General features: G+C 69.1%; 14 protein-coding genes. 4 read left to right on the forward strand and 10 right to left on the reverse strand.

Going from position 1 to position 14,546, the window contains the following annotated elements; genetic code table 11:
* Window positions 1–16 precede the first annotated feature (16 nt).
* A complete protein-coding gene (gene tolB, locus KV106_RS02250) occupies window positions 17–1,342 on the reverse strand; it encodes a Tol-Pal system beta propeller repeat protein TolB (protein ID WP_172705446.1) in 1,326 nt (441 codons plus the stop codon).
* 201 nt (window positions 1,343–1,543) lie between these two features.
* On the opposite strand from tolB, the gene msbA reads away from it, so the two are divergent.
* Complete coding sequence (msbA, locus tag KV106_RS02255) at window positions 1,544–3,334, forward strand: lipid A export permease/ATP-binding protein MsbA (protein WP_057598627.1); 1,791 nt, start codon at window positions 1,544–1,546, stop codon at window positions 3,332–3,334.
* Here msbA and KV106_RS02260 read toward each other — a convergent pair.
* Window positions 3,316–4,059, reverse strand: a complete 744-nt coding sequence (locus KV106_RS02260; protein ID WP_082322118.1) for a GntR family transcriptional regulator — start codon at window positions 4,057–4,059, stop codon at window positions 3,316–3,318. The two genes, msbA and KV106_RS02260, sit on opposite strands and share 19 nt — an antisense overlap.
* Before the next feature lie 101 nt (window positions 4,060–4,160).
* On the opposite strand from KV106_RS02260, the gene KV106_RS02265 reads away from it, so the two are divergent.
* From KV106_RS02265 to KV106_RS02275, 3 genes are all read left to right on the forward strand, one after another.
* Window positions 4,161–4,943, forward strand: a complete 783-nt coding sequence (locus KV106_RS02265; protein ID WP_057593337.1) for an SDR family oxidoreductase — start codon at window positions 4,161–4,163, stop codon at window positions 4,941–4,943.
* A 43-nt stretch (window positions 4,944–4,986) separates the two neighbouring features.
* Entirely contained in the window at window positions 4,987–5,919 is a 933-nt protein-coding gene (gene kce, locus KV106_RS02270; protein WP_057593339.1) for a 3,5-dioxohexanoate:acetyl-CoA acetone transferase, read from the forward strand.
* A 91-nt stretch (window positions 5,920–6,010) separates the two neighbouring features.
* Complete coding sequence (locus KV106_RS02275; RefSeq protein WP_261205893.1) at window positions 6,011–7,345, forward strand: MFS transporter; 1,335 nt, start codon at window positions 6,011–6,013, stop codon at window positions 7,343–7,345.
* Window positions 7,346–7,357: 12 nt separating this feature from the next.
* On the opposite strand, the gene rng is transcribed toward KV106_RS02275, so the two are convergent.
* The 8 genes from rng to KV106_RS02315 form a co-directional block, all read right to left on the reverse strand.
* Window positions 7,358–8,884, reverse strand: a complete 1,527-nt coding sequence (gene rng / locus KV106_RS02280) for a ribonuclease G (RefSeq protein WP_261205894.1) — start codon at window positions 8,882–8,884, stop codon at window positions 7,358–7,360.
* A 25-nt stretch (window positions 8,885–8,909) separates the two neighbouring features.
* Window positions 8,910–9,521, reverse strand: coding sequence for a Maf family protein (locus KV106_RS02285; protein ID WP_261205895.1), 612 nt, complete (start codon window positions 9,519–9,521; stop codon window positions 8,910–8,912).
* A 72-nt stretch (window positions 9,522–9,593) separates the two neighbouring features.
* The gene (gene rlmH / locus KV106_RS02290) at window positions 9,594–10,061 is read right to left on the reverse strand and encodes a 23S rRNA (pseudouridine(1915)-N(3))-methyltransferase RlmH (RefSeq protein WP_057593347.1); all 468 of its coding nucleotides are present in this window, start codon (window positions 10,059–10,061) and stop codon (window positions 9,594–9,596) included.
* Window positions 10,058–10,747: a ribosome silencing factor gene (gene rsfS / locus KV106_RS02295; protein WP_261205896.1), complete on the reverse strand. Its 690-nt coding sequence runs from the start codon at window positions 10,745–10,747 to the stop codon at window positions 10,058–10,060. The genes rlmH and rsfS overlap by 4 nt, the downstream gene beginning before the upstream one ends.
* Window positions 10,747–11,373 (reverse strand): nicotinate (nicotinamide) nucleotide adenylyltransferase, encoded by a 627-nt coding sequence (nadD, locus tag KV106_RS02300; RefSeq protein WP_261205897.1) that lies wholly within the window; start codon window positions 11,371–11,373, stop codon window positions 10,747–10,749. Before nadD ends, rsfS begins: the two co-directional genes overlap by 1 nt.
* On the reverse strand, window positions 11,370–12,296 hold the full coding sequence (hemF, locus tag KV106_RS02305) for an oxygen-dependent coproporphyrinogen oxidase (RefSeq protein ID WP_261205899.1): 927 nt from the start codon (window positions 12,294–12,296) through the stop codon (window positions 11,370–11,372). The genes nadD and hemF overlap by 4 nt, the downstream gene beginning before the upstream one ends.
* A complete protein-coding gene (purD, locus tag KV106_RS02310) occupies window positions 12,296–13,597 on the reverse strand; it encodes a phosphoribosylamine--glycine ligase (RefSeq protein WP_261205900.1) in 1,302 nt (433 codons plus the stop codon). Before purD ends, hemF begins: the two co-directional genes overlap by 1 nt.
* Window positions 13,598–13,654: 57 nt before the next feature.
* Window positions 13,655–14,380 (reverse strand): YebC/PmpR family DNA-binding transcriptional regulator, encoded by a 726-nt coding sequence (locus KV106_RS02315; protein WP_261205901.1) that lies wholly within the window; start codon window positions 14,378–14,380, stop codon window positions 13,655–13,657.
* Between the last annotated feature and the right edge of the window lie 166 nt (window positions 14,381–14,546).

The raw sequence follows: 14,546 nt of genomic DNA on the forward strand, positions 1-14,546 counted from the left end.
CCTCAGATAAACCTAATCATTGCTTTTGAAACGGACCCCAGTCCGGTTCCCTGATGTCTCCTGCCTGACCCGCCAGCCGTGCCTTTATTTTTCCGTCCAGCGTGGTCGTCATGAGGGCCTCGCGACCTTGCAGTTGCGTGGCATAGACGATCAGCTTGCTATTGGGGGCAAAACTCGGACTCTCGTCCGCCGAGGTGTCGGTGATGGCGGTGACATTGCCGCTGGCCAACTCCATCACGTGGAGTTTGAACGCCCCGCCCACGCGGGAGATGTAGGCCAACCACCGGCCGTCGGCGCTGACGGAAGGAGAAATGTTGTAGGTACCGCTGAAGGTGACCCGGGTCGGGTTGCCGCCATTGGCGCCCATCTTGTAGATCTGCGGTGCGCCGCCGCGGTCGCTCACGAAGTAGATGGTGCTGCCATCGGCCGAGTAGACCGGTTCGGTGTCGATGCTCGCGCTCTGGGTCAGCCGGCGCGGCTCGCCGCCGCTGGCCGGGATGGTGTAGAGCTGCGAGCCGCCGTCGCGACTCAGCGTGACGGCGAGCGTGCTGCCGTCGGGCGCCCAGGCCGGCGCGCTGTTGGAGCCGCGGAAGTTGGCGACCAGCCGGCGCTGGCCGCTGGCCACGTTGTGCACATAGACGACGGGCTTGCGCGATTCGAAGGACACGTAGGCCAGTTGCTGGCCGTTGGACGACCAGACCGGCGAGATGATCGGCTCGGGACTGGCGAGCGCGGCCTGCGCGTTCTCGCCGTCGGCATCGGCCACCCACAGCGAGTAGCGGCTGCCGCCCTTGGTCACGTAGGCGATGCGGGTCGAGAAGATGCCCTTGTCGCCCGTGAGCTTCTCGTAGACGTAGTCGGCGATGCGGTGCGAGGCGAGCCGCAGGTCGCCCTGGGGAACGATGTAGCTCTGGCCACCGAGGTCACCGCCGTTCGGGCCACGCACCACGTCCCAGAGACGGAAGCGCACGTCGTAGCGGCCATCGGCCAGGCGCGTGACGCTGCCGACCACGAGCGAGTCGGCGGTGCGCTGGCGCCAGACGGAGAAATCGGGACGCGAGCCCTCGTCGAGCGCCTGGCCCGAGGCATCGACGCCGCGGAACTGGCCGCTGCGCTCGAGGTCGGCCTGCACGATCTCGGAGATCTTCTGCGGCGAGGAATCCTGGCCGCGGAACGGCACGAGCGCGATGGGCAACTGGGTCAGCCCCACGCCCGACACCTCGACCTTGAACTGGGCGAGTGCGGGCAAAACGGGGGAAGCTGCCAGGGCCGCGATGACCGTGCGGCGACCCAAAAGCGATGAAGAAGGAGTTGGAGAGAGGGCTTGCAACGGCTTGTTCATGCGGTTTCGGAGAGATCTCGGGTTGAAAAAGTTTCTCCCCTTGTAACGGGGCCACATGGTACACATTGCTTTGATGGGGCCATGGCAAAACGTTCCATGCGGCGCGGGGTCCTACACACAAAATGCTTCAGGAACGCGCCCTGGCACCCGGCCCCGGGCAGCCGAAAGGGCGTTCCGACCCGCCCCGTAGAATCCGCCGCCATGCAGACACCCCCCGGCAGCGAGACCGCACGCCCTCCCCTGATGCGCCGGCTGGCGCGGCTCATGACCTGGTTCGGCGGTTCGCGCCAATGGTGGGCGCTAGGGCTGATCGGCGCGATGCTCGCCGCCATCACCGAGCCGCTGATGGCGGCCCTCCTCAAGCCGCTGCTCGACCGCGGCTTCACGCGCGGCGAAATGCCTCTGTGGTTCGTGCCGGCCGCCGTGCTGCTGCTGTTCGCGGTGCGCGGCATCGCCCAGTTCATCTCGCAGTACGCGCTCTCGCGTATCGCCAACGAAGGCATGCAGCGGCTGCGCAAAGTGCTGTTCGACCGGCTGCTGGGCGCCGAGCTCGCGCTGTTCGCGCGCCAGTCGGCCAGCACGCTGTCGAACACCGTGGTCTATGAAGTGCAGACCGGCGCGATGCTGCTGGTGCAGGCGCTGCTGGGACTGTCGCGCGACGGCTTCACGCTGGTGGCGCTGCTGGGCTACCTGGTCTACCTGAACTGGAAGCTCACGCTGATCGTGGCCTTCCTGGTGCCGAGCATCTCCTGGATCATGAAGGTGTTCTCCAAGCGCCTCTACAAGCTGACGCAGCAGGGCCAGCAGGCCACCGACGAGCTGGCCTACGTGGTGGAAGAGAACGTGCTCGCCCACCGCATGGTGCGCCTGCATGGCGCCGAGACGGCCCAGGCCAGGCGCTTCGAGCAGTTGAGCCAGAAGCTCAACCGGCTGGCCGTGAAGTCCACCATCGCCCAGGCCGCGACCACCCCGCTGACGCAGATGATGGCCTCGCTGGCGCTGTCGGTGGTCGTGATGATCGCGCTCTGGCAGAGTGGCAAGCAGGGCTTCACGGTCGGCGGTTTCGTCGCCTACATCACGGCGATGCTGATGCTGATCGCGCCGATCCGGCGCCTCGCCGAAGTGGCCGGCCCGATCACGCGCGGCCTGGCGGCGCTCGAGCGCGGCCTGGCGCTGGTCGACGAGGTGCCGACCGAGCCGCAGGGCAGCTTCGGCATGGCGCATGCGCAGGGTCGCATCGAGTTCCGCGACACGCGCGTGAACTACCGCGGCGACGACGAGCGCCCCGCCCTCGACGGCGTGAGCCTCGTGATCGAGCCGGGCCAGAACGTGGCCTTCGTCGGCCCCTCGGGCTCGGGCAAGACCACGCTGATGAACCTGCTGCCGCGCTTCGTGCTGCCCAGCGGCGGCCAGGTGCTGCTCGACGGCCACGACATCTCGGAATGGGAGCTCAAGAGCCTGCGCTCGCAGTTCGCCATGGTGAGCCAGGACGTGGTGATGCTCAACGACACCCTGGCGGCCAACGTGGCGCTGGGCGCCGATGCCGAGATCGACCGCGACCGCGTGCTGGCCTGCATCGCGGCCGCCAACCTCAGCAGCCACGTCGAGGGCCTGCCCAACGGCATCGACACCGTGCTGGGCCACAACGCGACCCAGCTCTCGGGCGGCCAGCGCCAGCGCCTCGCGATCGCTCGCGCGCTCTACAAGGATGCGCCGGTGCTGCTGCTCGACGAGGCCACCTCGGCCCTCGACACCGAATCCGAGCGGCTGGTGCAGGACGCCCTGCAGCGCCTGATGCAGAACCGCACCACGCTGATCGTGGCGCACCGCCTGTCGACCATCCAGCATGCCGACCGCATCATCGTGATGGAACAGGGCCGCGTGGCCGAACAGGGGTCGCACGCGCAGCTGATGGCGCTCGACGGCCTCTATGCGCGGCTGCAGACGAACGCGGTGCGCAGCGCCGCCGCGGGTCAGGACCCGACGCTCTGATCCCGACCGCCGGGCGACGGCGGCCTTGAAGCGCCCTCCGCCACCAGCACGCCGGCCGAGAGGATGAACTCGGCCGCGCTGCGGATGTCGCCCTCGAGCGCGGCCCGGGCCTTGGCGCCGTCGCGCCGCTTCAACGCCGCGAGCAGCGCCGCGTGGTGCGCCACCGCCACCTTCTCGCCCACGCGGCGCGAACCGGCGCGCAGGTCGTAATTGAGGATCGGCCCGATGCGCAGCCACAGCGCCTCGATCATCTGCAGCAGCATCGGCATGTCGGCCGCGGCATAGACCGCGAAGTGGAATTCCTTGTTGAAGGTGACCAGCCTCGAGCCATCGGGACTCGCGGCCTTCATCTCGGCGACGAAGGCATCGTGGCACTCGGCGATCTCGCGCAGCGCCACGGTGCCGACCGCCGCGGCCGCCGCCTCGGTCGCCAGCCCCTCGAGGTTGGTGCGGATCACCGTGATCTCCTTGAACTGCGCGGCCGTCATGCGCGGCACGCGCAGGGTGCGGCTGGGCGTCAGCTCGAGCGCCTGCTCGGCCACCAGCCGCTGCATCGCCTCACGCACCGGCATCACGCTCACGCCCAGCGCCGCGGCGGCGCTGCGCAGCGATATCTGCTCGCCCGGCATCATCTGCCCGCTCATCACGAGATCGCGCAACTGGTCGTAGACGTTGGCGCTGAGCGTCTGGCGCTTGAGCGGGGTGACGAGATCGGAGAGCTCCATGCGGCGCAGTATACGTTTCAGGGTATACCCCATTAGATATCTGTGATCACAGATCTACGATGCCGACCATTCCCTGTCACACCCCAAGGAGCGATTCAGAAATGTGGAACGGCAATTCCCTCGCCGGCCAGCGCGTGCTCGTCACCGCCGGCGCCAGCGGCATCGGACTCGACATCGTGCGTGCCTTCGCCGCGGCCGGCGCCCGTGTCTTCGTCTGCGACGTGCAGTCCGAGAGCCTGGACCGGCTGTCGACCGAGCTGCCCGAGGTCGGCAGCTGCCTCGCCGATGTCTCGAACGAGGAACAGGTGGCGCGCCTCTTCGACGCCGCGGACCGCGAACTCGGCGGCCTCGACGTGCTGGTCAACAACGCCGGCGTGGCCGGCCCGACCGGCGGCGTCGAAACCCTCTCGCTCGACGACTGGAACCGCACGCTGGCCGTCAACATCACGGGCCAGTTCCTCTGCGCCCGGCTCGCGGTGCCGCGGCTGCGCCAGGGCCGCCATCCCTCGATCGTCAATCTCTCCTCGGCCGCCGGCCACCTCGGCATGCCGGGCCGCTCGCCCTACGCGGCCTCGAAATGGGCCGTGATCGGCTTCACCAAGACGCTCGCGCTCGAACTCGGCCCCGACGGCATCCGCGTCAACGCGATCCTGCCGGGCGCGGTCGACGGTCCGCGCATCCGCGCCGTGATCGCCGCCAAGGCCCAGGCGCTCGGCAAGCCCATCGAGGAGGTCACGCGCATCTACACCTCGCAGTCCGCGCTCAACCGCATGGTGACGGCCGGCGACATCGCGAACATGGTGCTGTTCGCCGCCAGCGACCTGGCCGCCAGCGTCACCGGCCAGGAGCTCGTGGTCGACGGCCACACCCAGGCGCTGAGCTGACCCGCCCTCTTCTTCTCTTTCCGACCTCACCCGAATCCCGACCATGGCCACCCGCACCAAAGCCATCATCACCTGCGCCCCCACCGGCGCGATCCACACGCCGAGCATGTCGCCGCACCTGCCGGTGACGGCCGACGAGATCGCCGCCGCCTCGATCGAGGCGGCGCGCGCCGGCGCCGCGATCCTGCACCTGCATGCGCGCGACCCGAAGGACGGCCGCCCCTCGCAGGACCCGGACCTGTTCCGGCCCTTCCTCTCGAGGATCAAGGCCGCCACCGATGCCGTGATCAACATCACCACCGGCGGCAGCCCGCACATGAGCGTCGAGGAACGCATGCGCCCGGCCACCACCTTCAAGCCCGAGCTGGCCTCGCTCAACATGGGCTCGATGAACTTCGGCCTGTTCCCCATGCTCGAGCGTTTCAAGTCCTTCGAGCACGAGTGGGAACGCGAGCACCTCGAGAACAGCCGCAACCTGATCTTCAAGAACACCTTCGCCGACATCGAGAACATCCTGCGCCTGGGCGAGGCCAACGGCACGCGCTTCGAGTTCGAGTGCTACGACGTCAGCCACCTCAACAACCTGCGCCACTTCATGGACCGCGGCCTGGTGCGCGCGCCGGTGTTCGTGCAGACGGTGTTCGGCATCCTCGGCGGCATCGGCGCCGACCCCGAGGACCTGATGCACATGCACCGCACCGCGGCGCGCCTGTTCGGCGACCGCTTCCAGTGGTCGATCCTCGGCACCGGCCGCAACCAGCTGCCGCTGGCCACCATCGGCGCGGCCATGGGCTCGCACGTGCGCGTCGGCCTCGAGGACTCGCTGTGGATCGGCCCGGGCCGGCTCGCCGCCTCGAGCGCCGAGCAGGTGCTGCGCATCCGCGCCGTGCTCGAGGCGCTGAACATCGACATCGCGACACCCGACGAGGCGCGCGAGATCCTCGGCCTCAAGGGCGCGGCCAAGGTCGACTTCTAGCCCTCGCATCCCCATCGCCCGCAGCGCCGTCGTCTCGCACGGCGCGCCGCTGCATTCCTTCACCAGAACAAGACTTCAGAGAGAGACACCGATGGCACACACCTCCATCCCCGGCGCCCGTCTCGGGCCCGCGGCCGACACGGCCACCACCGACGAGCAGGCCTCGCTCAATGCGCTGATCTTCCGCAAGCTGATGCCGCTGCTGGTGCTGGCCTACGTGATCAGCTTCATCGACCGCACGAACATCGCGCTCGCCAAGAGCCACATGGCGGTCGACATCGGCATCTCGGCCGCGGCCTACGGCCTGGGCGCGGGCCTGTTCTTCCTGAGCTACGCACTGCTCGAGGTGCCGAGCAACCTGGTGATGCACCGGGTGGGCGCGCGCTGGTGGATTGCGCGCATCATGATCACCTGGGGCCTGCTCTCTGCCGGCATGGCCTTCGTCACCGGCGAGACCTCGTTCTACGTGATGCGCGTGCTGCTCGGCGCGGCCGAGGCCGGCTTGTTCCCGGGCGTGATGCTCTACCTGAACTACTGGTTCGGCCGCAAGGACCGGGCACGCGCCACCGGCTACTTCCTGCTCGGCGTGTGCATCGCCAACATCCTCAGCGGCCCGGTCGGCGGCGCGCTGCTGCAGATGGACGGCCTGCTGGGCTGGCACGGCTGGCAATGGATGTTCGTGATCGAGGGCCTGCCGGCCGTGGCGCTGGCCTTCGTGGTCTGGCGCAAGCTGCCCGACGGGCCTGCCGATGCCAGCTGGCTCACGCCGGCGCAGGCGCGCGCCATCGAGCAAGGCCTCGCCGCAGAACGCGCCGAGGACGCGGCCCATGGCCAGGTCGGCGAATCGTTGCGCGCCTGCCTGGTCGACAAGCAGATCTGGCTCGCGATCTTCGTCTACTTCTGCCACCAGATCAGCATCTACACGGTGATCTTCTTCCTGCCGAGCATCATCGGCACCTACGGCAAGCTCACGCCGCTGCAGATCGGCGCGCTCAACTCGCTGCCCTGGGTCGCCGCCGCGGTCGGCGCGATCGCGCTGCCGCGGCTCGCGGTCACGCCGCAACGCGGGCGCCTGCTGCTGCTGATCGGGCTGGCCGCCATGGCCGTGGGGCTGTGCATCGCGGCCTTCGCGAGCCCGGCCGTCGCGCTCGCGGGCTTCTGCCTCACGGGCTCGATGTTCTTCGTGGTGCAGTCGGTGATCTTCCTGTTCGCCTCCTCGCGCCTGGCCGGCGTGGCGCTCGCGGGCGGGCTGGCGCTGGTCAACACCTGCGGCCTGCTGGGCGGCTTCATCGGGCCTTCGGTGATGGGATGGATCGAGCAGAGCACGGGCAGCACGACCAACGGCCTGCTCGCGATGGCCGTGCTGCTGGTGCTGGCGGCGCTCGCCAGCATCGGGATGCGCCAGGGCCGCGAATCGCGGCGTTGAAGGACTAGGGCCTCAGAGCAGCACGATGTCGTACTGCCCCTGCCCGATCGCCGGCTCGGACTGCAGCGAGATCGGCTTGCCGATGAAGTCGCTGAGCCCGGCCAGGTGCTGGCTCTCCTCGTCGAGGAACAGCTCGATCACCTGCGGCGACGAGACGATGCGGAACTCGCGCGGCGTGAACTGCCGCGCCTCGCGCAGGATCTCGCGCATCACGTCGTAGGCCACGCTGCGCGCGGTCTTCACGATGCCCTGGCCGCCGCAGGCCACGCAGGGCTCGCACAGCATGTGGGCCAGCGATTCGCGCGTGCGCTTGCGCGTCATCTCGACCAGGCCGAGCTGCGAGAAGCCGCCGGCCGTGGTCTTCACGCGGTCGCGCGCGAGCTGCTTGCGGAACTCGCCGAGCACCTGCTCGCGGTGGTCGTCGCGCGCCATGTCGATGAAGTCGACGATGATGATCCCGCCCAGGTTGCGCAGCCGCAGCTGGCGCGCGATGGCCTGCGCCGCCTCGAGGTTGGTCTTGAAGATGGTGTCGTCGAAGTTGCGCGCGCCGACGAAGCCGCCGGTGTTCACGTCGATGGTGGTCAGCGCCTCGGTCTGGTCGACCACGAGGTAGCCGCCCGACTTGAGATCGACCCGGCGACCCAGCGCGCGCGCGATCTCCTCGTCGACCGAATAGAGGTCGAAGATCGGTCGCTCGCCGCGGTAGTGCTGCAGCTTGCCGGACGCCTTGGGCATGAACTCCAGACCGAACTTCAGCAGCAGCTCGAACTGCTCGCGCGAATCGATGCGGATGGTCTGCGTGTCCTCGGTGGTGAGGTCGCGCAGCACGCGCTGCAGCAGGCTCAGGTCCTGGTGCAGCAGCGACATCGGTGGCAGCCGCGTCGAGGCCTCGCGGATGCGCGACCAGGTCTTGCGCAGGTAGGCGATGTCGTCGGCGAGCTCGGCGTCGGTGGAGTCCTCGCCGTTGGTGCGCAGGATGAAGCCGCCGGTGTTCTCGGGCACCACGCCGCCGCTGTCAGCCGCCGCGGCGGCCTCGATCAGCGCGAGCATGCGCGAACGCAGCGCATCGCGCAGGTCGGCCGGGATCTTCTGCGACACGCCGATGTGGTTGTCCTGCGGCAGGAACACGAGCAGCCGGCCCGCGATGCTGATCTGTGTCGACAGCCGCGCGCCCTTGGTGCCGATCGGGTCCTTGATGACCTGCACCAGCAGCGACTGGCCCTCGAACACCTGCTTCTCGATCGGCACCATGGCGCCGCCGTTGCGGTGGTCGCGTTCGGCCGGCGCGGCGCTCGGCCGCGAGCCCGGCGTGAAAGGCGCCACGATGTCGGCCACGTGCAGGAAGGCGGTGCGCTCCAGGCCGATGTCGATGAAGGCCGACTGCATGCCCGGCAGCACGCGCGAGACCTTGCCCAGGTAGATGTTGCCGACCAGCCCGCGCTCGAGCGTGCGCTCGACGTGCAGCTCCTGCACCGCGCCGTGCTCGACCACCGCCACGCGGGTCTCCTGCGGGGACCAGTTGATCAGGATGTCTTGCATGGAGTTCTCGGTTGTCTCGGTTGTCTCAAATGGGGAAACCGGCGCGCCGCAGCAGTTGCGCGGTCTCGAACATGGGGAGGCCCATGATGCCCGAATAGGAGCCGCTGATGTGCTCGACGAAGGCGGCCGCCGCGCCCTGGATGCCATAGGCGCCGGCCTTGCCCAGCGGCTCGCCGCCTTCGACGTAGCGGCGGATCTGCGCGCGGCTCGTGGGCGCGAAGCGCACGCGCGACACGCTCAGCGCGGCCTGCCGGCGCCGGCCCTGCTGCAGGGCCACGGCGGTCAGCACGCGGTGCGTGGTGCCCGACAGCAGCGCGAGCATGCGCTCGGCATCGCGCGCGTCCTCGGGCTTGCCGAGGATGGCGCGGCCCAGCGCCACGGTGGTGTCGGCGCACAGCACGGGCGCGTCGGCCAGGCCGCGGCGGCGCAGGCGCGCCACGGCGGCATCGAGCTTGAGCGCGGTCACGCGCTGCACGTAGGCTGTGGGCGATTCGCCGGGCAGCACGGTCTCGAGCGCCTCGGCGTCCTCGTCGTCGGCGGCCAGCAGCAGTTCATGGCGCACGCCGAGCTGGCCGAGCAACTGGGCGCGGCGCGGGCTCTGCGAGGCGAGATAGAGGAAGGTCGGGGTGGTCGGCACGGCGGTCGTTCCTGGGGTGCGGAAGAAAAGACGGAGTCGATGCGAGGACGTGGCGAGGCCCTCGCGCGCCGCTCATTCGCGGTGGTAGGGATGGCCCGCGTTGACCGACCATGCGCGGTAGAGCTGCTCCACCAGCAGCACGCGCGCCATCGCATGCGGCAGCGTCAGGTCGGACAGGCGGATGCGCTCGTGGGCCGCGGCCTTGAAGGCCGGGTCGAGCCCGTCGGGACCGCCGATCACCAGCGCGACGTCGTCGCCCTCGCCCTGCCAGCTCTGCAGCCGCGCGGCCAGGGCCTTGGTGGTCAGCGCGGTGCCGCGCTCGTCGAGCACCACGATGCGCATGCCGCGCGCGATGGCGGCCTCGATGCGTTCGCGTTCGGCGGCGTAGAGGGTCTCGAGCGACTTGGAACCGCGCGGCTCGGTCTTGACCGCGCGCAGTTCGAGCTTGAGTTCGGGCGGGAAACGCTTGGCGTAGTCGTCCCAGGCAGTCTGTGCCCAGTCGGGCATGCGCTGCCCGACTGCGACCACCAGCAGCTTCATGCGCTGCGCGAAGCGGTCTTGCGCGCGGGCGCCTTCTTCGCCGCGGGCTTGGCAACGGTCTTCTTGGCGGCGGCCTTCTTGGCCACCGGCTTGCCGACCACCACCACGGGCGCCTTCTTGGCCGGTGCCTTCTTCGCGGCGGTCTTGGCGGCGGTCTTGCCGGCCGCCTTCTTCGGCGCGGCCTTGGCTTCCTTGGCCTCGCGCTCGGCGGCACGGATCGCGGTCTTGGCGGCGCTCGCGCGGCGCAGCGAGGTCGGCGCCTTGGCGGCCGCGGGCTTGGTTTCCTTCTTGTCCTCGGAAGCGCGCGCGGGCTTGCTCGCGCCGAGCTTCAGGCGCACGGGCTTGTCGCCCCAGATTTCCTCGAGGTGGTAGTACTGGCGGATCGCCGGCTGCATGATGTGCGCGACGGCCTGGCCGCAGTCCACGATGATCCACTCGCCGTTTTCCTCGCCCTCCACGCGCGGCTTGCCGAAGCCGGCATCGCGCACCGCGTCGCGCACGCTCGCGGCCAGCGCCTTGGTCTGGCGGTTCGAGGTGCCCGAGGCCACGATCACGCGCTCGAACAGCGGCGAGAGATGCTCGGTGTCGAAAACCTGGATGTCCTGCGCCTTGACGTCTTCGAGCCCATCGATGATGGCTCGCTGGAGTTTCTGGGTGTCTTTCTTGGCGGCGGCTTCAGTGGTCATCAGGCAGGGCGATAGAGGAAGTGTTGGTCAATATAGCGTGCAACCGTGGGCGGAACCAGCGAGGAAATCTCCTCGCCCAGCGACGCACGCCGCCGGATGTCGGTGGCGCTGATGTCCATGGCAGGCAGTTCTAGCGCCTCGAAACGCGCGCCGGCGGGGAGGCCGGGCAGTGTATTCGGATCAAAACGGGCGGTGTCGGCCGTCGATAGTGCGCGATACGCTACAGAAATAGTAGCGACCGCGAGTATATCCTGCCAGCCGTGCCAGCTCGGCAGGGCCCGCGCCTGGTCGGCGCCCATGACCAGCACCAGCTCGGCATCGGGCCGCGCCTGCTGCAGTTCGCGCAGGGTGTCGATGGTGTAGGTGGGGCCGTCGCGCAGCATCTCGCGCGAATCGACGACCACGCCCGGGATGTCGCCGAACGCCAGCTGCGCCATCGCGAGGCGGTCTTTCGCCGGCGTGAGTTCGCGCACCTTGTGCCAGGCATGCCCGGTCGGGAACACGTAGAGCGCGGCGAGGCCCAGTTGCTCGAGCGCCGCCCGCGCGAGCGCCACGTGGGCGTTGTGCGGCGGATCGAAGGCGCCGCCGAACACGCCGATGCGCGGCGCGTTCCTCGAAGCGTTCACGGCAGCCACGCGCGACGCACGATGAAGTCGCTGTAGAGCGCCGCCTCGGGCGACCCCGGCTCGGGCTCGCGGCGATAGGCCCAGCTCGCCTGCGGCGGCATCGACAGCAGGATCGATTCGGTGCGGCCGCCCGACTGCAGCCCGAAGTGCGTGCCGCGGTCCCACACGAGGTTGAACTCGACGTAACGGCCGCGCCGGTAGAGCTGGAACGCGCGCTCGCGCTCGCCCCAGGCCATGCCGCGGCGGCGCTCCACCAGCGGCAGGTAGGCCGGCAGGAAGGCATCGCCCACCGAGCGGATCAGCGCGAAGCCGTTGTCGACCCCGCCCTCGGCGAAGTCGTCGAAGAAGATGCCGCCGATGCCGCGCTGCTCGTTGCGGTGCTTGAGGAAGAAATACTCGTCGCACCAGGTCTTGAAGCGCGGGTACTTGTCCTCGCCGAAGGGCGCGAGCGCATCGCGGCAGACGGTGTGGAAATGCACCGCGTCTTCCTCGAAGCCGTAGCAGGGCGTGAGGTCCATGCCGCCGCCGAACCAGCAGACCGGCTCGCCGCCGGCCGGCAGCGCCGCCAGCATGCGCACGTTCATGTGGACGATCGGCACGTAGGGGTTGCGCGGATGGAACACCAGCGACACGCCCATCGCCTCGAAGGGCGCGCCGGCCAGCTCGGGCCGGTTCTGCGTGGCCGAAGGCGGCAGCTTGGGGCCGCGGACCTGCGAGAAGCCGCAGCCCGCGCGCTCGAACAGCTCGCCGCCCTCGAGGATGCAGGTGAGCCCGCTGCCCTGCAGCGGCTCGTCGGGCGCCTTGTGCCAGGCATCGCGCACCGCGGTGCCGCCATCGGCCGCCTCGATCGCGGCGACGATGGCTTGCTGCAGCCCGCGCAGATAGTCGCCGACCGCCTGGGGATCGGAGGGTGGCCGCTGCATCAACCGTTGGTGCCGTGGCCGCGCGCCTGCACGGCGCGGAAACCGATGTCGCGGCGGTACTGGGCGCCGTCGAAGCGCACCCGCGCCGCCACCTCGTAGGCGCGCTGCTGCGCGAGCTTGACGCTGTCGGCCAGCACGGTCACGCAGAGCACGCGGCCGCCGCTGGTCTGGAGTTCGCCGTCCTTCACGGTGGTGCCGGCATGGAACACCACGGCATCGGGCGCCTCGGCGGGAATGCCGTCGATGCGGTCGCCCTTGCGCGGCGAGAGCGGGTAGCCGTGCGCGGCCATCACCACGCCGAGCGCGACGCGGCGGTCCCACTGCAGCTCGACCTGGTCGAGCGTGCCGTCGGTGGCGTGCCAGAACACCTCGAACAGGTCGGACTTCAGCCGCATCATGATCGGCTGGGTCTCGGGGTCGCCCATGCGGCAGTTGAACTCGAGCGTCTTGGGATGGCCCTGCGCATCGATCATCAGGCCGGCGTAGAGGAAGCCGGTGTAGGGAATGCCGTCCTTCTCCATGCCGCGGATGGTCGGCAGGATGATCTCGCGCATCGCGCGCGCATGCACCTCGGCCGTGACCACGGGCGCGGGCGAGTAGGCGCCCATGCCGCCGGTGTTGGGGCCCTCGTCGTTGTCGAGCAGGCGCTTGTGGTCCTGGCTGGTGGCCAGCGCGGTCACGTTCTTGCCGTCGCACAGCACGATGAAGCTGGCTTCCTCGCCCTGCAGGAACTCCTCGATCACGACGCGGGCGCCGCCCTCGTTGTGCGACACGCCGAACTTGTTGTCGACCAGCATGAAGTCGACCGCGTCGTGCGCTTCCTGCGCGGTCATGGCCACGACCACGCCCTTGCCGGCGGCCAGTCCGTCGGCCTTGACCACGATCGGCGCGCCCTTGGCGTCGATGTAGGCATGGGCCGCGGCGGCGTCGGTGAAGGCCTCGTACTCGGCCGTCGGGATCTTGTGGCGCTTCATGAAGGCCTTGGAGAAGGCCTTCGAGCTCTCGAGCTGGGCGGCGGCCTTGGTCGGGCCGAAGATGCGCAGGCCGTGCGCGCGGAATTCGTCGACCACGCCCGCGGCCAGCGGGGCCTCGGGGCCGACCACCGTCAGCGCGATCTTTTCCTTGAGCGCCCACTCGCGCAGCGCGGCGGGCTCGGTGATGTCGATGCCGTCGTAGCGCGGATCGGTGACCGTTCCGCCATTGCCGGGCGCCACGTAGATGCGGCTGACCCGCACGGCCTGCGCCAGCCGCCATGCCAGGGCGTGCTCGCGGCCCCCTCCCCCAATCACCAGTACCTTCATTCTCGGGCCTTCATACGCTGTGTTCTTTCCATCATTGCCGTTGCCGGGTGCCGGCCCTCATTCGGACAGCGAGGCGTTGTGATAGACATCCTGCACGTCGTCGAGGTCCTCGAGCACGTCGAGCAGCTTCTGCATCTTCGCGGCGTCCTCGCCGGTCACGTCGACGGTGTTCTCGGCCCGCATCGTGACCTCGGCCACCTCGGGCTTGAGGCCCGCCGCCTCGAGCGCGTTCTTCACCGCCTCGAAGTCGCCGGGCGCGGTGATCACCTCGATGGCGCCGTCGTCGTCGGTCACGACGTCTTCCGCGCCGGCCTCGAGCGCCACTTCCATCACCTTGTCTTCATCGGTGCCCGGGGCGAAGACGAACTGGCCGCAATGCTTGAACTGGAAGGCCACCGAGCCCTCGGTGCCCATGTTGCCGCCGTGCTTGGCGAAGGCGTGGCGCACTTCGGCCACGGTGCGCACGCGGTTGTCGGTCATGGTGTCGACGATGATCGCCGCGCCGCCGATGCCGTACCCTTCGTAACGAATCTCTTCGTAATTGACGCCTTCGAGATTGCCCGTGGCCTTGTCGATGTTGCGCTTGACGGTGTCGGCCGGCAGATTGACCGCCTTGGCCTTTTCGACCGCCAGCCGCAGGCGGGGGTTGGCGCTCAGGTCGCCGCCGCCGGCCCGGGCCGCCACCATGATTTCACGGATGGCGCGGGTCCAGAGCTTTCCTCTTTTTTCGTCCTGCCGGCCCTTCCGGTGCTGAATGTTTGCCCATTTGCTGTGTCCGGCCATGGCTTTTCTCTCGCTGTCCTGTGTTTTCGAAGCAGGTTGCGAGTTTACTGTCCGGCGCGCACAACGGACCGGCGCCGCGGCCGGGCGGACCGGTCAAACCTTTTGGTGATAATCCCTCGATGACGCCATTGCCTTTCGCCGGGTCGGGACATCCGACGCTGCCGCC

Source organism: Variovorax endophyticus (genome assembly GCF_025376855.1).
Taxonomy (GTDB): domain Bacteria; phylum Pseudomonadota; class Gammaproteobacteria; order Burkholderiales; family Burkholderiaceae_C; genus Variovorax.